This window comes from Peredibacter sp. HCB2-198 (genome assembly GCF_045999315.1).
Taxonomy (GTDB): Bacteria; Bdellovibrionota; Bacteriovoracia; order Bacteriovoracales; family Bacteriovoracaceae; genus Peredibacter.
Genome location: NZ_CP174607.1, coordinates 1,028,933 through 1,047,527 on the forward strand (window position 1 = coordinate 1,028,933; position 18,595 = coordinate 1,047,527).

Sequence of the window (18,595 nt, forward strand, 5' to 3'; positions counted from 1 at the left end):
TGTCCTTGGGAAAAATTTGAAATGTTCCACGTGGAACAATTCTATTTCCCGATACAAAAATTTGAGAAAATAGAGTTCAAGATTTGATCTGGAGAAACTATACCTATGAGTTCTGAAATACAATGCCCCAAGGCATTTAATTCTTGCGATAAAATAGCAACATCCGTTTCTGAACGGCTAACTATTTGATAATTCGTTAATACATGATTTGTTTGCAATATCAATTGCTTATGTCGATCCAATAATATTGGTTTACTATCAATAGTATTTAAATACTTTTCATTTATAAGGGCATGCAGAGTTTCTTCCCATGTGACTGGCAAAGACTTGAGATCAATTGCCCCCATAGGACCAAGTTTGGGATGTTTTTTTACCACTGAATCGCGTGCTTCTTTAAAGCCAGGAAGATCTTCATGCGTGAACAACACCAGATCAAAATCATTATTCACGAGTTCATCAAAGCCCTCGATGATTTCAAATGGATTTACGAGGAGAATCGAGAAGAAACTATCTTTCAATTTTTTCTTCGTGCGCTTAATCCCCTCTGACTCAATCACATCTTCCGACTCCCGGATCCCGGCCGTATCAATTAGCTTATATTTCACACCTTCAATCACCATGGTCTCTGCGAGGTAATCACGAGTGGTTCCCGCAATCGAAGAAACAATCGCCCTCTCCTCTGAGAGAAGATAATTAAAGAGTGAACTTTTTCCTGAATTAGGAAGTCCCGCCAGAACAATTTCCGGTTGAATCAAATTGTGTTCCATCGGACGCACACGTTTGACCAGCGCTTGAAACTTACGAGCGAATTCATCTAGTGAATCGGTGTAATACTTATGGGCCGCCTCTTCTCCAATGTCCTCTGAAAAATCAATCGAGAGCTCAAGAGAAGATTTGTGCTTTAAAAACAGATCATAGAGTTCTTGATAAACTTCCTGGAGATTTCCACTTAAGAGTGAAAGTCCCTGATCAAGAGCGTAGCCGGTATTGGCGTTCAAAAAAAGATCAAGCCCCTCTACTTGTGACAAGGTCAATTTCTTGTTTTTTAGGGCGCGGTAAGTGAATTCCCCAGGGCTCGCCAGGCGACACCCGCCATGGGCCACAAAAAGCTCTAAAATACGCTCAATATTAAGGGTATTACCGTGAACCGAGAGCTCCAGGATATTTTCCCCGTTGTAGCTCTTGGGACCTTGGAAATAAGTAAGACAAATATCATCGATTGTCTGCCCCTGTAGGACCAGTTTCGTGTAGTAAACACGGCGTGGTTCTATAGGACCAGTCAGATCTTTTTCAAAAAAGGGAGCGAATTGAGCGAGGGATTTAAAACCGGAGATCCGGATGACCCCCATCGCTGCGTGCGCGTGCGTACAAGTGCTGCAAGCGATGATTGGATCATCCGAATAAAGAAACTTCATACTACAACAGGTGTGTTCTTAGTTTTAACGTTGAAAACCATAAGCTGTTGAAGAATACCAAACACAGTTGAAACGAAAATATAGAGAGATAATCCAGATGGAAGATCTTTCATAATAAATCCGAAAACCAGTGGCATGAAAAGCATGATTTTCTTCTGAACTGGATCTTGAATTGTATTCGGAGTTAGCTTCTGCTGGAAGAACATAGCAACCGTCATTAGCACTGGAAGTACAAAGTACGGATCTTTGTTTGAAAGATCTTGAATCCATCCAAAGAACGGAGCATCCACTAGTTCAACTGCAGAATAAAGAACTTTATAGAACGCAAAGAACACCGGCATTTGAAGAAGAAGTGGAAGACATCCGCCAAGTGGGTTTGCACCAGACTTGCGGAAAAGTTCCATAGATTCTTTCTGCATACGAGCAGGATCGTCTTTGAATTTCTCTCTGATTTTTGTCAATTCCGGCTGAACCAATTGAAGCTTTTTCATCGAAACGAAAGACTTGTACTGAAGCGGGAAAGTGATCAGACGAACAACAAGAGTTAGAAGAATAATACAGATACCATAGTTCGGAGTGAAGTTATGGAAGAACTGAAGTCCTTTTAGAATCCACACAGCGAAGATACCCCACCATCCGAAATCTACTGACTTGTTAAGCTGATGACCTAGATCAGTTAGGTAGTTATATTCTTTTTTAACAAACACCATGTGATAAGTCAGAGATAGCTCTGGCTTATTCGAGAACATACTGAAAGTGTTATCAGTTCCATTCTTATAGATAAGGCTTTGCTCTTTATCGAAGTAAGTTCCGAAAAGGTGGTAGTTGAAATCAATACCGGCCCACTTGATAGCACGGTCGCCACCGTCTTCATCACCAGGAAGGTGCTTATTTAATTTATCCGTAAAGAATGAGAAGAAGCGCTCTTGACCGTTCTCAAGTTTCTTTGCAACCGAGTCGTAAACGAAACGATACTTGAATGGCTTAGTAGAAGTAAGAGCGAAATTAGCTCTCCCCTTCTCATCAATGCCAGTCACAAGAGTCACATCATTTTCAGCACTGAAGTATTTGTTAGCTTCGGCCGTTTTTGCAAAACGAATTGGGTGAAAACCATTACCGAAATCAAATTCAACACGCATTGGCTTTTCTTTGCCAACTGTCGCATTGAAATCAAAAGCAGCTTGCGGGTTTTCAAAGTTTGTTACAGTCAGTGAATTATCGAAAGTAACAGTTACACCATTAGATGATAGTGAAAACATCTCATCCGCCACTGGTTCTATAGGACCAGCAGTTGTTGTCTCAGAAGTAGCGGTAGTGCCCGACTGAACAGGTTGAGTTTTAGCAGTTGGTTCTATAGGGGCGGTTGCCGCCGGCTTTGGTGGCGCAAAGAAATACTGCCAGCCAAATAGAATTGCACCAGAAAGGACTACTGCCATCAAGGCATTACGTTGCTCAGAACCCATTTAAATCTCCAAAGAAAATATCAATCTTTTAGGGTACGGGGTCGTACCCACCCGGATGATACGGATGACATTTGCAAATGCGCCGACATGAATACCATAAAGCTTTTTGGAAGGTAAACTTTTGAAAGCACTCACGTGAATATTGTGAACAGCTCGGATAGAAGCGACACTTCTGCCCTAGCAGTGGCGAAATAAAATATTGATAAAAACGAATGAGGAGATCAGCAAGTTTTCTCATGGCTAACGCATAGCCTTTGGGCCACACGAAGAAAAGCATCTTTTAGCTGTTGTTCTGAATCTGGAGTTTTAGTGATCACAAAGAGCATATCAAACGGAAGCGCCTTAAGCCCTTCGTGATGACGATAGAGTTCCTTCATAATGCGCTTGTAGCGATTACGATCGTGAGCTTTACCAATTTTACGGGAAACGCTGAAGCCGATTCGGGAATGAGACAAAGAAAGGCGTGATTGTTTATAGAAACAAACTAACGGGTGAACAAAGCTACGAGAGCTTTGTTCACGCAAATATTCAAAATCTTTTTTATGTGTAAGTTTGAGAGATTTAGAAAAGCCAAGTGAGGCGGGACTCATCTCAAAAAATTACTTAGATCCTGTAGAAACTGTAAGTTGCTTGCGGCCTTTAGCACGACGACGGCTGATTACTTTTTTACCGCCAGCAGTTGCCATTCTTGCAAGAAACCCGTGATCACGAAGTCTCTTAAGTTTCTTAGGTTGCCAAGTTCTCTTTTGCATACTCATATTGAAGTCCTTTAGCCATATTACGGATAAATTTTACGGAAGCCCTTTATTACAGGAAAATCCGATCTGGGTCAATATTATTTATTAATCAAAGCGTCAGAGTAAGGTCTTGTAAGAGGCCGGCGGTTGATTATGATCCCAGGAAGTGTTACCTCTGTCGGACTTTTTTAACACAAACTCAATCAAATTTATATAAATGACACAGAAGTTCCCTTTTAATCACTTTTTGAAGCTTGATGGTCTCTCAGATGCCCATACAGCTAAAAAAGCCGAAGTAAATCCTGTTATCGTTGAGCAAACCATCAAATCCATGAATGCTGCTGCTGAACCTAAAGCACCTGCATCTGAATTTTCTGGGGACGAACTGAAAACGCTGACGGACGCCCTACTTGATAATATTAAAAACCTCATTAATCCTAATAAGTTCCACGCTTATTTCGCCAATGCTTTCACAGTTTCTGCCATTAATCAGGACACAGTTGAAATCATGGTGACGACCAGCTTTATTAAAAAGATGGTTGAGACGCACTATCCGGACACTATTAAGCAGGCGCTGTTTGAAGTTCTTGGAAAAAACTACGCCATTGATATCCAAGTTCTGGGTGCGCCTTCGCAAAGTTTGAGTTCAAATTCAGAAAACATTCTGAACACACTTAAGCAGCCGGCGAAAAAACCAGAATCAATTAAGAACACGACTTTCTTCATTGATGAGCTTGAACCAACGAAAGATGATCTTTTTAAGGCCATCGACTCTCAGGTGATTGAGCATCAGAGTAATAACAATTCTAACCAGATTGATATTAATAAGACATTCAATAACTTTATTATTGGACCATCTAATAATATCGCTCACGCGCTTTCACTGGCAGTGGCGAAAGATCCGGGCAAAGCTTATCCGGCACTCTATATATATGGTAATTCCGGATTAGGTAAAACTCACTTGATCCACGCCATCGCAAACCACATTCAGACTCATAAACCTAGCATGAGAATTTGTCTTACTTCTGCTAACCGTTTTATGAATGAAATGGTGGACTCGATCATTAAGAAGAATCAGTCCTATGAATTTAAAAAGAAGTACACTGAGCAAACCGACATTTTAATTATTGATGATATCCACGAGTTGAAGAACAAAACCACAACTCAAGAGATGTTTTTCCACATTTTTAATGAACTGATCGAACGCGGAAAGCAGCTGGTGTTCACATCAGATAAAACTCCGAAAGAAATTGATGGAATTGAAGACCGTATCCGTACGCGTCTCTCTTCTGCCCTACCAGTAGAAATCCAACAACCGGATCTTGAAACTCGTATCGCGATTCTTAAAAAGAAAGCGGTAGAAAAAGACGTTTATTTAAGTGATGACGTGGTCAATCTTGTCGCGAAATGCGTAAAGAGCAACATCCGTGAACTTGAAGGTTGTCTGATTAAACTTGGCGCCGTTACGTCGATTCTAAAAGTGGACATTGATCTGGAAGTGGCCAAAGAGCACTTAAAACTTAATGAAGAGCTCGAGAACCAAAAGAACGTAACAATTGAAACGATCACTAAGACCGTCGCCAATTATTATAAAATCCCACTGGGTGACATCCGTGGTAAGGCCAAAACCAAAGAAGTGGCCCTGCCTCGCCAGGTTGCCATGTATCTCGTTAGTAAAATGCTTAAACCGACGTTAAAAGATAATGGCCAGTACTTCTCTGGTCGTGATCACTCGACGGTTCTTCACGCGATTAAAACCATTAGCGATCGAATTAAAACTGATGGTCTGTTAGCTCAGCAAGTTCTCGACATCGAGAAACAACTCTAGTTCTCCACAAACAAACACACACCTTAAGGGCCGATAACTTTTATTGAGTAGTCGGCCCTTTTTTTATGCCCACGTTTGACTACTCGGCCTAACAATCCAACACGTTTTTATGTGGAGGCCTGTGGATTAACGGCCCATTCATAAACATTGTGGATAAAAATGTGGATAAAAAAGGCCCATCCACGGCCCATCACCAGATGCTGAAATGAGTCGTAGATTTTTGTTAAGGTTCTATCAAGGGCCTCATGCGGAATAATCCACTCATCAACGTTACGGTCGAAAATATACGAATAAGAAAATTTGGAATAACAAAGGTTGCGTTGAAGACTTTAGAAGAAATTGCGGATAAGTAGCTAAAATTAAAAGGCGCCGCCCAATTCATCCACACTATCCCAGATATCATTATCTAAGAATATAAATACATATATATATAGGGATAAAAGAAAATGGACCTACAGGGGCAGTCCACTTGATAATCTCTTCTCTTAAAGTTAAAACCTTTGCATCCAATTAAGGAACGAATATGAAACTAACGATCCAATCACAGGTCCTTCGTGATGCCATTAACAAGGTTTTATCTGTAGTAGATAAAAAGAACTCACGTCCAATTCTTACGAACTGCTTGATTAAATCTCAAGGTCAGAAATTAGAATTGATTGCTACTGATTTGGAAGTTTCTGCCAAAATCCTTTTAAACGCTCAAATTGAACAGGAAGGCTCTTTCTGTATCAATAGCAAAAATATCGCAGACATCTTAAGAGAACTTCCTAACGATGATGTGATCATGAGTGTGGATAACAGCAATCTTTTAAATCTCACTTGTAAAAACATCAATTATTCACTTTTGGTGACAAGTACTGAGGAATTTCCACAATTAAGTTTCCAGAACTCTAGTTCTGAATTTCGTTTAAAGACAAAACAGATTGCTCAGATCATTAACAAGACCTCTCATGCCATCTCTACCGATGAAACGAGATTGTACCTTAATGGTATTTATCTTCAGATGACTGATTCAAAACTAAGAGCAGTCGCCATCGACGGTCACCGTCTGGCATTGTTAGATACTCACGAATTTATCGGCGAAAATAAATTCCTGGTAGATGGTGTAATCGTTCCTCGTAAAGGTATCTCTGAACTTAAGAAGATCGCTGATACATATCCTGAAGATGATGTTTCCATCTCTCTAGATGATTCATTCATGTTCGTTAATGCACGAAATGAGTACTATCTTTCAATTCGTCTGATTGCTCGCGAATATCCTAAGTACCAAACTGTTATTCCTTCTAAGACCACTAATCGCTTCCATATTGACCGTAACGCCATTTTAAATGCTGTTAAGAGGATCAAGATTCTTTCTAATGAAAAAACCAATGGTGTGAAGCTTAATATCCAGAAAAACGAAATTGTAATTTCTACCAATCACCCGGCCCTAGGTCAGGCGACTGAAACTTTACCTATCACTTATGATGGCAAGGCCACTGAAATTGGTTTCAACGCTAAATATCTTATCGAGAGCCTTTCAGTTCTAAATGAGACTGATGTGACTTTTGAATTTAACAACGAACTAAGCCCAGTTGTTATTAAAGCGGACGATCTTCCAGAGTTCCTGGGAATTATCATGCCTTTAAAACTCTAATTGGTGTGGATGAATTGTTGGAAAATTAAAAAATTACAGGCGCAAAATTTCCGAAATCTCAAAAATTCTATTTTTGATTTCTCTCCTGGTATTAATTGTATCTTGGGGCAAAACGGAAACGGTAAAACCAATCTTCTAGAAGCGGTTTTCCTCTTAACGAATAAAAAATCATTTCGTAAAAACACCGATTATGCACAAATGATCAACATCGAGGGCGAAAGTCCAGAGATCATTTTACAATCAGTCTTTGAGAGTGAAGATGGTCTACTTCCCTACTCACTACGAATGTCTGATTCTCTAGAAGAGAGATTTTTCAATAACAAACCTGAGAAGAGTAAAACTCCTTCAACATCGGTTTTTATTAACCCTTTTGACTCTTATAATTTTCATACCAGCGGAACTTTCCGTCGCCAGTGGGTCGATAGTCATATTTCACTTGGTGATAAAGAATATCGTCAAGTTTTGACCCGATTTCAAAAAGCGATGAAGTTTCGAAACTCGGTTTTGGGTTTTGGTGGAAAAAACGCTTCGATGCAGTTACGGGCGATTGATGAACAGGTCTCAGAATACTCGGCCTTTATCACCCAAAGACGATTTGAGTTTTTGACTGCGCTAAATCAATTTATCACTCCTACTTTTAAGGCGATTTTCTCTGAAGAACACACTCTTCAGCTGGATTTGGACAGTTTATTTGTCCATTGGGACCAAAAACGGATATTTGACTTCTATCGTCACCAGGAAAATGCTGATCTAAAAGCCGAAGTTACACAAGTTGGTGTCCATCGCGACGACTTCATTTTCAGCTTCGATGGACTCAACGCGTTCGAATTCTGTTCCTTAGGCCAGCAGAAAATGGCGTTTCTGAGCCTTATATTTGCCTATATTGAGCTTTTTCGGTATAAATTTACGTCTTATCCTATTGTCCTCATTGACGACGTTTCAGGCGAATTGGATAGCCAGAGATGGAAAAATTTGATCCAATATTTGGAAACCAAAAACTTCCAAGTCTTGATCACGACGGCCAATGAGAGCTTCGGAAAAGAATTGGAAAAAATACCAGCTTCCAAAAAGTTTTATATGGAACATGGAACGCTCAAACACCATGGATAGGAGCACTCTGGATGAATCAAACTCCTGATTCGATTGCAAAAGTTAACACCGAATACACCGCTGACAAGATTAAAATTCTTGAAGGCCTGGAGGCAGTTCGTAAGCGTCCCGGTATGTACATTGGGGACACGGGTTTCCGTGGATTCCACCACTGTGTATACGAAATTGTGGACAACGCTGTCGATGAGGCACTTGCCGGTTACTGTACAGAAATTAAAGTTGTTATCCATGTTGATAACTCTTTAACTGTTATTGATAACGGACGTGGTATTCCGACTGACATTCACCCTACTGAAGGAATTTCTGCTGCTGAAATCGTGTACACGAAACTTCACGCCGGCGGTAAGTTCAATGAAGACGGTGGTGCTTATAAAGTATCAGGTGGTCTACACGGTGTAGGTGCTTCAGTAGTGAACGCACTTTCTAAGTGGGTACGTCTAGAAATTAAAAAACACGGTAAACTTCACCGTCTTGAATTCAATCATGGTGAAGCAAAAGAACCGCTTAAAGTAATTGGTGACTGTGATCCTAAAGACACAGGTACAACAGTTACATTCAAATCAGACAACGAAATTTTCGAAGTTCACGAGTACTCTTACGACACTCTTGCGAACCGCTTCCGTGAAATGGCCTTCCTTAACAAGGGACTTAAAATTTCTATTCACGATGAGCGCTCTGATAAAGGTGAGACTTTCCACTATGAGGGCGGTCTTTCTGAGTTCGTTAATTATCTTAACCGTGCAAAAACTCCGATTCATAAAGAGCCAGTGTACTTCTTCCAGGCCCGTGATAACTACGAAGTGGAAGTGGCGATGCAGTGGACAGATGGTTATTCAGAGACCATGACTTCATACGCGAACAACATTAACACTCCAGAGGGTGGTGTTCACGTTTCAGGTTTCAAAACTGCTCTTACACGTGTGCTTAACAACTACGCAAAGGATAACAACCTTCTTAAGAACATTAAAATTGCCCTTACCGGCGATGATATGCGTGAAGGTCTGACTGCGATTGTTTCAGTGAAACTCACTAACCCACAATTCGAAGGTCAAACTAAGTCAAAACTTGGTAACTCAGAAGTTGAAGGTATCGTGAACTCACTTGTGGGTGATCGTTTCAAAATTTACCTGGAAGAAAATCCAAACGTTGGTAAAACAATCATTAAAAAATCAACTGATGCTGCTGCTGCTCGTGAGGCCGCTCGTAAAGCGCGTGAACTTACTCGTCGTAAAACAGCATTAGATTTCTCTGGACTTCCAGGGAAGATGGCCGACTGTCAGGAAAAGAACCCAGAGCTTTGTGAAATTTACATCGTAGAGGGTGACTCTGCGGGTGGTTCAGCTAAACAAGGTCGTGACCGTCGTACTCAAGCGGTTCTTCCACTTAAGGGTAAGATCCTTAACGTAGAAAAGGCCCGTTACGATAAAATGTTATCAAGTGACGAAATTAAATATCTCGTTCAGGCGATCGGTACGTCGATTGGTAAAGATTCTTTCGATATCTCGAAACTTCGTTACTACAAAATCGTCATCATGACCGATGCGGACGTGGATGGATCACACATTCGTACACTTCTTCTGACTCTGTTCTATCGTCAGTTCCCAGAGATCATTGAGCGCGGTCACTTATACATCGCTCAACCTCCTCTTTATAAATATAAGAAAGGGAAAAACGAGCGTTACTTAAAAGATGGTGGCGAACTTGAGTCTTATCTCGTTTCAAGTTCACTATCAGATTCTGAAATTACAATTGATGGTCAAGTCACTGATGTGGAAAACGTTAAGTCACTTGTGAATAAGTTCAGAAATTACAACGGCAACCTTGAGTCTTACGACCGTCACTACGACGCTCACTTCTTAAGAATGCTGGTTGAAGATGGCACACTGAAAGTTGATATGATGAAGGACAAGGCAAAGTTAACTACTTATGTTGATGCCTTGGCCGCTAAGCTTAAAGAATCAGGCCACGTATCACTTAAGAAATACGAACTGAAAATTGAAGACGACATTAAGAACATGGGCTTCCAAATTCGCGTTCAAGTTCAGTCTGCTCTTAAAACTAAGAACTTCAGAATTGGTATGAATTTCGTAGATTCTTCGGAGTTTGCTGATCTTGTGAACCAGAACGATGGTCTTAAACGTTATTTAAAATCTGAATTCGTGTTGAAGCATCAAGGAAATCAGACGAAGCACAAAGGTCTTCTTGATTTCGCGACTTTCGTTTCAAATGAAGGCCGCCAAGGTGCATACATTCAGCGTTATAAGGGTCTTGGAGAGATGAACCCAGAGCAACTTTGGGAAACAACTATGAATCCGGCGAACCGTACTCTTCTTCAAGTGAAGATTGAAGATACGATTGATGCGGACCAGGTGTTCTCTGTTCTAATGGGTGACCAGGTAGATCCTCGTAGAGAATTTGTAGAAACAAATGCTCTGAATGTTCGTAACCTCGATATTTAATTTTTAAGGAAGAAATATGTCTGATGAGAATAACAATTCAGAAGTTAACCACGGGAACATCACTCCTCTTTTAATTCAAGATGAGATGAAAAACTGTTACCTCGATTACGCCATGTCAGTAATCGTGGGCCGTGCCCTACCAGATGTACGTGATGGTTTTAAACCGGTTCACCGCCGCGTTCTATATGCCATGCACATGCTTAATAACTACCACAACCGTCCGTACTTAAAGTCGGCGCGTATCGTGGGTGACGTTATCGGTAAATATCACCCGCACGGTGACTCTGCTGTATACGGCGCTCTTGTTCGTCTAGCTCAGGACTTCTCTATGAGATATCCGATCATCGACGGTCAAGGTAACTTCGGTTCGATCGACGGTGATAACGCCGCGGCCATGCGATACACAGAAGCAAGAATGCAAAAGCTCACCAACGATATGCTTGGTGACATTGATAAAGAAACTGTTGATTGGCAGGACAACTATGATGGTTCATTACAAGAGCCAACGGTTCTTCCAACAAAGATTCCTAACCTGTTAATCAACGGATCTGCTGGTATCGCCGTAGGTATGGCGACCAACATTCCTCCGCACAACTTGACTGAAGTCATGAATGGTCTATTGGCCCTGATTGATGATTCGGCCATTACTGTTCATGATCTGATTAAGATCATTCCTGGTCCAGATTTCCCGACTGCGGGTGCGATTCATGGAACTGCTGGTATTCAGCAGGCCTACCATACAGGTAAAGGTGTGATTCAAGTTCGTGCTAAGGCCGATATTGAAGTTAAGAAAAATGATCGCGAGCAAATCGTTATCACTGAACTTCCATACCAAGTGAACAAAGCAAAACTCATCGAGAAAATCGCTGAGCTAGTAACGGAAAAGGCCATCGAAGGTATCTCTGATATCCGCGATGAATCTTCACGTGAAGGTATCCGAGTTGTTATTGATATTAAGAAAGGCGAACAAGGTGCTGTGATCCTTAACCGTCTTTACAAGCAAACTCAGATGCAGGTTTCTTTCGGTATTATCTTCCTCTCGATCTACAACGGTCAGCCGAAGGTAATGGATCTTAAAGAACAACTTCTTTGTTTCATCGAACACCGTCGTGAAATCGTAATTCGTCGTACGACTTACGAGTTAAAGAAGGCCCGTGAGCGTGCTCACATTTTAGAAGGTCTAAAAATCGCCGTTGAGAATATCGACGCGATTGTTGAACTGATCAAAAAAGCAGAAGGTCCTGCCCAAGCTAAAGATCAGTTGATGCATAAATTCACTCTTTCTGCGATCCAGGCACAAGCTGTCTTGGACATGCGTCTACAACGCTTAACGGGTCTAGAGCGTGATAAGATCATTGCCGACTACGAAGCTGTAATGAAAGAGATCGCTCGCTTAGAAGGAATTCTAGGTTCTGAAGATCAAATCCGCGGCATCATCCGCGCTGAGTTTGTTGAGATCCGTGAAAATTACGGTGACGCTCGTCGTACTGAGATCATTGCTCAGGCCGATGAAATTCAGATGGAAGATCTGATTAAGAACGAAGAAGTGATCGTGACGATTACGCAGAAAGGTTACCTGAAGCGTATGGCGACTGATACTTACCGCGCTCAGAAGCGTGGTGGTAAAGGTGTGAAAGGTGCGGACCTCGAAGACGATTTCTACACTTCAATCTTCACTGCTGATACTCATGATAACCTCATGATCTTCACTGATAAGGGTACTGTGTTCCAGATTAAGGTTTACCAGATCCCTGAAGGTCAACGTACATCGAAAGGTCGTAACATCGTTAACATCATTAACGTTCCGGCCGATGAAAAAGTAAAAGAGATCATTACGGTTCCAAAAGACGCTGAAGGTTCTTTCCTCGTTTTCGCAACTAAGCATGGTATCGTGAAGAAGTCTGAGCTTTCTGAGTATAAGAACATGAGACAGAACGGTCTTAAGGCCATCAAAGTCGTAGATGGTGACGAAGTTCTTGCCGTGAGAATCACTGATGGTAAGAAAGACGTTCTTCTTGCTTCTTCTGCTGGTAAATCAATCCGCTTCCATGAAGACGATTGCCGTGCTCAAGGACGTGTGTCTCAAGGTGTGAAAGGTATGAGCCTTGATGAAAATGAATCAGTGATCGGTATGGAAATCATTGATGAAACATCTGAGATCCTGACTGTAACTTCTCGCGGTTATGGTAAACGTTCGGCCGCTGAAGAGTATCGTAAGCAGTCTCGTGGCGGTAAAGGTATCCTGGCGATGAAACTCACTGAGAAAACTGGTGATATCATGGCGATCCTACCTGTGACTGATAAAGACGATCTGATGATCATCACTGACAAAGGTCAGGTGATCAGAACGAAAATCTCAGGCATTTCGCTTCTGGGCCGTAACACTCAAGGTGTTCGTCTGATTAACGTAAAACCTGACGAAAAAGTTGTAGCAGTTGAGAAAATTGCTGAATCAGATGATGATGGATCAGATGGTGAAGCAACTGAGACACCTGTACAATAATCTTTTAATTCTTCTATTCATCCTGGGGTTGAGTTCTTGTGACTTTACCCCAGGTCTTAATCGCGACATCCTCAACGCCCAAGAGTATGTGGATAATCAAGACTTCGCCAAAGCGGTTGAACTCTACGAGCGCGTTTTAAAAAAGAACCCTTCTAAAGTCATTAAGACCAAGATCAACTATCAGTTGGCGGACATTTATTATCTTTATCTGAATGAACAGGTGAAGGCCCTTAATTACTATCAGTACATTGTGGACAATGAAGAGAACCCACTCTTCCAAGTGAAGGCGATGGAAAAAATCGCGGACATTAATTTCACTTTCTCTAAAAATTATCCTGAGGCGATTCGGGTCTATAAAATCCTGATGAACTTTAAGCCCCGCTTTAAGCAGTATGATTATTACTTTCTGCGTGTTGGTGAGGCCTACTTTGAAATGGGTAAATACGAAAAGGCCCGGGAGATCTTTACTCAGATTCTAAGCCAGCCGGCCAATCCTCATTATGTTGAGGCCTATCATCAACTTGGGCTGATCGAATTTTATAATAAGAATTGGGACAAAGCGGTTGAGTACTGGATGGAGTACTTAAAACGAGAACGTCGTAGAGATCAAATCATTAATGTGAAGTTTCTGATCGCCAATGCTTACGAATCCAACGAGAAACTTAAAGAGGCCTATAATATTTATTATTCGCTTCTACCGGTCTATCCAAACCCGGATGTGCTCCGCGCGCGTTTGAAGTCAGTTTACGCTCGCAGAGTGGCCAGAAAACGTTAGACCAAAAGTTAACTTTCCTTTATCTTATTTTAAACAATTTTTGACTGGCGGTTATCATGTCTAGCTGGCAGAAGGCCCTCGCCATTGCGCTTGGTCTCCCCTCGACGATTTTGGGTGTGTTCTTTGGGTTTCAGGCCCTGGTACAGCATGAAGTAATATCTCAGGGTGTCGCTCAAGGCTTTTTGATCGCGGTCGTAGTTGTGATGCTAATTAAAATGATCCAGGTCTCATGGAAAAAAAAGAAATAGATAAAAAATTCTACCTTCTCTCTGCCATCAACATTATTCCGGCCCTCATTTTAGGTGGCGGTTTAACTGTGGATTCCGCGATTTTAGTGGCCGCCCTGGTGGTGCTCGTTCTTAACCATACAGTACTGGTTAACATCGTAAAATCAGTAGTGGCCTCCAGCCGGGACAGTGCTGACGCCCAGCGCCATGTGGCGAGGATTTTGGTCCTCCTCCTTCTTAAGTTTGTACTTTTATTTGGTCTGATCGCGATCATCTATCTCTATAAAAAAGCTCTGATTACAAAACTTTTTTTGATTATCTTTTTCCAATTGATAATTCAGGTCGTAAGTATTAAAAACAACTATCAAAATAGTTAGGACATACACATGAAACTTTTAGGTCTTCTTGGCTTATTTCTGGCTCAATCTGCCTTTGCTTCAGGCGGCTTCAACTTCTTTAGCGAAGCTTCTCACGCATTTCACGTTCCAGCTCACACTCTAGCTCTTGTTGCTGGTTCATTGATTATGATTGTTGCCGGTGTTCTTTACCGCGCTCAAATCTCTTCAGCTAAGAACATCATTATTCCTGGTAAAGGAATTACAGTTCGTAACCTTATCGAAGCTCTTGGCCAAGGTATGTACGGAACTGCAAAAACAGTTATGGGTGAAGATGCTACGAAGAAATATTTTTCTTACGTAATCTTCGTTTTCTTCTTCATTCTTATCAACAACTTGATCGGTATTCTTCCTGGTTCAATGTCAGCTAACCAGAACCTGAATACGACTCTTGCTCTTGGTATCTTCACTTTCTTCTATTTTAACTTCCAAGGTATTCGTGCCGTTGGTTTCGTTAACTATATGAAGCACTTTGCTGGTCCAATGCCTGCTCTTGCGCTTCTTATCTTCCCTATCGAAATCATTTCAGTTTCAGTTCGTCCTCTATCTCTTGCTCTTCGTCTTCGCGGGAACATGGATGGTGACCACTTGATTCTTGGAATCTTCTCTGAACTAGTTCCTTACATCGTTCCGATCCCGTTCTACGCAATGGGTATCTTCGTAGGGTTCCTTCAGGCCTTCGTATTTACACTACTAACAATGATTTATATTGGTATGGCGACTGCTCATCACGATCATGGTGATCACGAGCACCACCACTAATAAATCGCTAACTGTCTAACAAAGGAAAATAAAATGGACGTTAATTCATGGGTTGTTCTTTCTGCTGCTCTAACTTTCGCTGCTGCTGTACTTGGCGGAACATTCGCTCAAGGTAAAGCTGCTTCTGTAGCTCTTGAAGGTATCGCTCGTAACCCAGCTGCTGCTGAAAAACTTCAAACTCCAATGATTCTTGCTCTAGCTCTAGTAGAATCACTAGTTCTTTTCGGTTTCGGTATCGCGTTCCTTATCCTTCAAAAGTCAGCTTAATATCTAAGCTTTTAGAAGATAAAAAGAAGGGCCTCGGAAGAGGCCCTTTTTATTTCTACTGTTTCTTTTCTTGGGTCGCCTGATGATCGGCCCCGTGTAGTGTGGGAGACATGATCTTAAACATACCACGGGAATAGTTTGTCGGTTGTTCAATCACTTCTTCCAATACCACCGTGTCTGCTCGAAATCTCAAATCTTCAACTTTCATCTGACCACTTTCACGAGTCAAAACTTCAATATTCAATTGATTTCGGCCTAGTCTGAACTGTTCATTAAAACCATGAGTGAGTTTTTCATTTTTCAGCATGGCCTCAATAATCGTATCTGAACTTTTCTGGTCGAGACCCGTGACCCTGAATACATAGTTCTTATGCGAGTCGGGAGTGATATTGATGTAGATGCTTGAGTTCGGTTTGCTCTTCAGTGTTCGCATAACTGCGCTTAACTCATTTTTGGTATGAATATCGGCCGCATTTCCGTCTTGAAAGATGATGTTCCCCTCCGCACTTGGGCGAACTGGACGTTTCACCAACTTGAATTCACCAGTGTTTTGCGGGACAGGTTTGGGAATTGGTTTTATGTCTGTATCAAAAAGGGACGCATGATTTTTCAAAATTTTCGCGCGCAATTGATTACCGGAGACATAACTATTGTATTGTTTCATTAGTTTTAGTTTGCGAGCACCATCTGCCATTTGAGAAATTTCAATATAAAGTTCTTTCTCAACCGCTGCTACCTGCTTGGCAGGAAGTTTTTTTGCTAGCTGACCATATTGAAGTTCTGGATAGAGATCTTTTACGAGCTGAGAGAACTCGGTGTTGTCTTTTGAAAGAGCAATTTTCGTTGCGTCCTTACGAATAGGTTCAACTTTAGTCAGGAGCTCTTTCTCTAGGATCAGCCTTTTACTCTCATTAGTTTCCTTCGCTATTTTTGCCAGAGTGGTTTCGATACTTGGATCTTTTTGAAGAATAGCTGTGGCAACTGATGTCTTTACAGCAAGGGTCGGCCTCCCAAGAGTAAAAATTTTATCAAACGTTTTATGACCGGCCCGGTAGGCGATGTTGGTCATAGGGTTATCTATTGGATAAAGCACGGTCTTCGCTCCATACTTTAAAACAGTTCCACTAAAGACCAGAATTTTACCACCAGGAGCTTCAGCGATTGCTGCCCCACCCTTTTTAAGTCCATCCATTAATGATGTGTAGGATACTTTAAGTGCTTTCCTCGAAGGCGAAAGCATATAGGCCCTAATGGCCCTTAGTGCGATAGTTATTGAATCTTTGGCGGCCTTAAGTCCTTTGGTGACTCGTAATACTTCATCTGTTTTTGCGGATGCGGAAACCGCGGCCCGGCCAATCTTCGTACTCTTAACTGCGGCCAATCCTTTTTCAGAGACCTTAAAAAGAGTCGCAAGTTTTGCGGCACCATTCACACCTTGTTTAAGGGCAACAGAAATACCGCCGGACAAGAAGGCAGGAACAATTTCAGCGATCAAGGTTCCTGAGATAGAGCACAAACCGGTCACTGCTGTTTTACATGAGAGACAATCAAAGTTGCTAGTGGGAACAAGGCATTTACTTGCGCGTGGAACTCCTGCCCATTTCTGGCAGAAGACATCGGTTTTCATCCACTCTTTAAGAGAAGCAACAAAGGCCGAGAAAATTTTCTTCATGGCACCGGGGAAATCTTCTGTGAGTTCTTTAAAGATGCTTGGATCCTTTGAGGCCTGGGCCAGTGCAAGTTGAGATGTAGAAGAGTGATCTTCAGCACCACTTACCCAGTTCCAAAATTCTCCCATTTTTTTTCCAGCATATTTACCGGCCGAGGAAACCATCCACCATAGACCTTCGAAAAAGGAAACGGCCGCCTTAATGAAACTCGAAGCAAGTTGAGTTACACAACTATCATTACCAAGGTGACAGTTCTTTGGTTTGGCCTTTTCCGGAACCAGGATTTCTGCAAGGTACCCGCCTACACCAAGAGCTGAGGCCGTCATCACACATGTGAGTTCAGAGCTACAACTGTTTTTAATTTCTTGTTTTTTAGTTTCATTACAGGCTTGACTGGCACTGACTTTAGAAAGGTCATTTAACTGAGAGTTAATGCTCACACTAGTGTTGGGCATTTTACAGTCACCACTCTCACAACCAAGTCTGCCTTCTAAGCGATCCTTGTGTTTTGAAAGATCGTCTTCTTTTTGTTTGACCTCATTGAGAATTTGGAAACACTCTTCTGTAATTCCATTCTTTATTTGGTATTTCGGAATATCTGCGTGTTTAATATTTTTAGGAAGGCATTGGGCCTTATAAAGTTTCTCTAATTCTTCTAGTCGATCAATCAGCTTTTCAATGCACTCACCGTTTTCACAGTTTCCTGTCTTCGCAAAAGTCTGTCCTAAGGGGGCGAGAGTCGTGCAAAGTAAAAGGAAAACGAGTTTTAACGCGAGCAACTTTTTCATCTTACACTCCACCACAATCTATGGAGCTTATGAGATCTGAAAAATCTTTATCATGGGCGGCGTTTTCCGAAAGCCTTAGGGACTTAGAGAAGAGAATTTTTCCCCGGCATTCAATGTAATAGGACTTTTCATTATATGTCCTACCTTCATGCTGATAGATGAATCCAATTTTATGGACCTTGTGTCCACGTTGATTCACGCTGGTTTCATAAGGCATAAAAGAAACAGGAGTGGCACCGACTTTTTCGGCCCATAGTTTTTTATTGGCCTGATACTTGTCTTGAGTTGTGGAGAGAGATTTTGCATCTAATTCAAATTCAGCACCGGTATCGGTGAAGCTGATATTGGAACGTTGACCATTAACTTGTGGAGAAAAATAGATAAAGGGCATGCCAAAGAGATCTTTGCCTAAGACCCAGTCCTCTTTCTCTTGAATAAAAATACTTCGCGAGTCTTTTTGAAGTTCAAGATTCTTTGCATGAGTTGTAAGAGCAAATAAACTCAGGCAAATGGCCAATCTCCACATAAGTCTACCCCGTACGATGTAAGACAAATCCTTA

17 protein-coding genes are annotated in these 18,595 nt (G+C 41.6%); 10 read left to right on the forward strand and 7 right to left on the reverse strand.

All coding sequences use genetic code 11. The features are described 5' to 3' along the window. Positions 1–41: 41 nt before the first annotated feature. Genes ACJVC5_RS05330 through rpmH form a run of 5 tightly spaced genes read right to left on the reverse strand, consistent with a single transcriptional unit; the run spans position 42 to position 3,630 of the window. Entirely contained in the window at positions 42–1,415 is a 1,374-nt protein-coding gene (locus tag ACJVC5_RS05330) for a tRNA modification GTPase (RefSeq protein WP_408098337.1), read from the reverse strand. Further along, on the reverse strand, positions 1,412–2,878 hold the full coding sequence (yidC, locus tag ACJVC5_RS05335) for a membrane protein insertase YidC (RefSeq protein WP_408098338.1): 1,467 nt from the start codon (positions 2,876–2,878) through the stop codon (positions 1,412–1,414). The genes ACJVC5_RS05330 and yidC overlap by 4 nt, the downstream gene beginning before the upstream one ends. 28 nt (positions 2,879–2,906) lie before the next feature. After that, complete coding sequence (gene yidD / locus ACJVC5_RS05340; protein ID WP_321395784.1) at positions 2,907–3,116, reverse strand: membrane protein insertion efficiency factor YidD; 210 nt, start codon at positions 3,114–3,116, stop codon at positions 2,907–2,909. Further along, positions 3,100–3,468 carry a ribonuclease P protein component gene (gene rnpA, locus ACJVC5_RS05345; protein ID WP_408098339.1) on the reverse strand — a complete coding sequence of 123 codons (369 nt, stop codon included), beginning with the start codon at positions 3,466–3,468 and terminating at the stop codon, positions 3,100–3,102. Before rnpA ends, yidD begins: the two co-directional genes overlap by 17 nt. A gap of 9 nt (positions 3,469–3,477) precedes the next feature. Further along, positions 3,478–3,630: a 50S ribosomal protein L34 gene (gene rpmH, locus ACJVC5_RS05350; protein ID WP_321400170.1), complete on the reverse strand. Its 153-nt coding sequence runs from the start codon at positions 3,628–3,630 to the stop codon at positions 3,478–3,480. Positions 3,631–3,832: 202 nt separating this feature from the next. On the opposite strand from rpmH, the gene dnaA reads away from it, so the two are divergent. The 10 genes from dnaA (at position 3,833) to ACJVC5_RS05400 (ending at position 15,577) form a co-directional block, all read left to right on the forward strand. Next, entirely contained in the window at positions 3,833–5,443 is a 1,611-nt protein-coding gene (gene dnaA, locus ACJVC5_RS05355; RefSeq protein WP_408098340.1) for a chromosomal replication initiator protein DnaA, read from the forward strand. A 523-nt stretch (positions 5,444–5,966) separates the two neighbouring features. Further along, a complete protein-coding gene (dnaN, locus tag ACJVC5_RS05360; protein ID WP_408098341.1) occupies positions 5,967–7,079 on the forward strand; it encodes a DNA polymerase III subunit beta in 1,113 nt (370 codons plus the stop codon). Between the two features lie 9 nt (positions 7,080–7,088). Continuing rightward, a complete protein-coding gene (recF, locus tag ACJVC5_RS05365; RefSeq protein ID WP_408098342.1) occupies positions 7,089–8,189 on the forward strand; it encodes a DNA replication/repair protein RecF in 1,101 nt (366 codons plus the stop codon). A gap of 11 nt (positions 8,190–8,200) precedes the next feature. Next, on the forward strand, positions 8,201–10,648 hold the full coding sequence (gyrB, locus tag ACJVC5_RS05370) for a DNA topoisomerase (ATP-hydrolyzing) subunit B (protein ID WP_408098343.1): 2,448 nt from the start codon (positions 8,201–8,203) through the stop codon (positions 10,646–10,648). A gap of 16 nt (positions 10,649–10,664) precedes the next feature. Next, the gene (gene gyrA, locus ACJVC5_RS05375; RefSeq protein ID WP_408098344.1) at positions 10,665–13,151 is read left to right on the forward strand and encodes a DNA gyrase subunit A; all 2,487 of its coding nucleotides are present in this window, start codon (positions 10,665–10,667) and stop codon (positions 13,149–13,151) included. Beyond that, positions 13,105–13,926 carry a tetratricopeptide repeat protein gene (locus ACJVC5_RS05380; protein WP_408098345.1) on the forward strand — a complete coding sequence of 274 codons (822 nt, stop codon included), beginning with the start codon at positions 13,105–13,107 and terminating at the stop codon, positions 13,924–13,926. Before gyrA ends, ACJVC5_RS05380 begins: the two co-directional genes overlap by 47 nt. Positions 13,927–13,982: 56 nt before the next feature. Continuing rightward, positions 13,983–14,174, forward strand: a complete 192-nt coding sequence (locus tag ACJVC5_RS05385; protein WP_408098346.1) for a hypothetical protein — start codon at positions 13,983–13,985, stop codon at positions 14,172–14,174. Then, positions 14,156–14,530: a hypothetical protein gene (locus ACJVC5_RS05390; protein ID WP_408098347.1), complete on the forward strand. Its 375-nt coding sequence runs from the start codon at positions 14,156–14,158 to the stop codon at positions 14,528–14,530. Before ACJVC5_RS05385 ends, ACJVC5_RS05390 begins: the two co-directional genes overlap by 19 nt. A 9-nt stretch (positions 14,531–14,539) precedes the next feature. Beyond that, positions 14,540–15,310: a F0F1 ATP synthase subunit A gene (gene atpB, locus ACJVC5_RS05395; protein ID WP_408098348.1), complete on the forward strand. Its 771-nt coding sequence runs from the start codon at positions 14,540–14,542 to the stop codon at positions 15,308–15,310. A 33-nt stretch (positions 15,311–15,343) separates the two neighbouring features. Then, entirely contained in the window at positions 15,344–15,577 is a 234-nt protein-coding gene (locus ACJVC5_RS05400; protein WP_321395817.1) for an ATP synthase F0 subunit C, read from the forward strand. A gap of 55 nt (positions 15,578–15,632) precedes the next feature. Here ACJVC5_RS05400 and ACJVC5_RS05405 read toward each other — a convergent pair whose 3' ends face one another. Together ACJVC5_RS05405 and ACJVC5_RS05410 are read right to left on the reverse strand one after the other, a co-directional pair. Continuing rightward, complete coding sequence (locus tag ACJVC5_RS05405; protein WP_408098349.1) at positions 15,633–18,035, reverse strand: hypothetical protein; 2,403 nt, start codon at positions 18,033–18,035, stop codon at positions 15,633–15,635. A gap of 1 nt (position 18,036) precedes the next feature. Beyond that, positions 18,037–18,588 (reverse strand): hypothetical protein, encoded by a 552-nt coding sequence (locus ACJVC5_RS05410; protein ID WP_408098350.1) that lies wholly within the window; start codon positions 18,586–18,588, stop codon positions 18,037–18,039. Between the last annotated feature and the right edge of the window lie 7 nt (positions 18,589–18,595).

Coding starts and splice junctions, on each gene's coding strand:
- ACJVC5_RS05330 (WP_408098337.1), bottom strand. CDS start 1,415: ATGAAGTTTCTTTATTCGGATGATCCAATCATCGCTTGCAGCACTTGT.
- yidC (WP_408098338.1), bottom strand. CDS start 2,878: ATGGGTTCTGAGCAACGTAATGCCTTGATGGCAGTAGTCCTTTCTGGT.
- yidD (WP_321395784.1), bottom strand. CDS start 3,116: ATGAGAAAACTTGCTGATCTCCTCATTCGTTTTTATCAATATTTTATT.
- rnpA (WP_408098339.1), bottom strand. CDS start 3,468: ATGAGTCCCGCCTCACTTGGCTTTTCTAAATCTCTCAAACTTACACAT.
- rpmH (WP_321400170.1), bottom strand. CDS start 3,630: ATGCAAAAGAGAACTTGGCAACCTAAGAAACTTAAGAGACTTCGTGAT.
- dnaA (WP_408098340.1), top strand. CDS start 3,833: ATGACACAGAAGTTCCCTTTTAATCACTTTTTGAAGCTTGATGGTCTC.
- dnaN (WP_408098341.1), top strand. CDS start 5,967: ATGAAACTAACGATCCAATCACAGGTCCTTCGTGATGCCATTAACAAG.
- recF (WP_408098342.1), top strand. CDS start 7,089: ATGAATTGTTGGAAAATTAAAAAATTACAGGCGCAAAATTTCCGAAAT.
- gyrB (WP_408098343.1), top strand. CDS start 8,201: ATGAATCAAACTCCTGATTCGATTGCAAAAGTTAACACCGAATACACC.
- gyrA (WP_408098344.1), top strand. CDS start 10,665: ATGTCTGATGAGAATAACAATTCAGAAGTTAACCACGGGAACATCACT.
- ACJVC5_RS05380 (WP_408098345.1), top strand. CDS start 13,105: ATGATGATGGATCAGATGGTGAAGCAACTGAGACACCTGTACAATAAT.
- ACJVC5_RS05385 (WP_408098346.1), top strand. CDS start 13,983: ATGTCTAGCTGGCAGAAGGCCCTCGCCATTGCGCTTGGTCTCCCCTCG.
- ACJVC5_RS05390 (WP_408098347.1), top strand. CDS start 14,156: ATGGAAAAAAAAGAAATAGATAAAAAATTCTACCTTCTCTCTGCCATC.
- atpB (WP_408098348.1), top strand. CDS start 14,540: ATGAAACTTTTAGGTCTTCTTGGCTTATTTCTGGCTCAATCTGCCTTT.
- ACJVC5_RS05400 (WP_321395817.1), top strand. CDS start 15,344: ATGGACGTTAATTCATGGGTTGTTCTTTCTGCTGCTCTAACTTTCGCT.
- ACJVC5_RS05405 (WP_408098349.1), bottom strand. CDS start 18,035: ATGAAAAAGTTGCTCGCGTTAAAACTCGTTTTCCTTTTACTTTGCACG.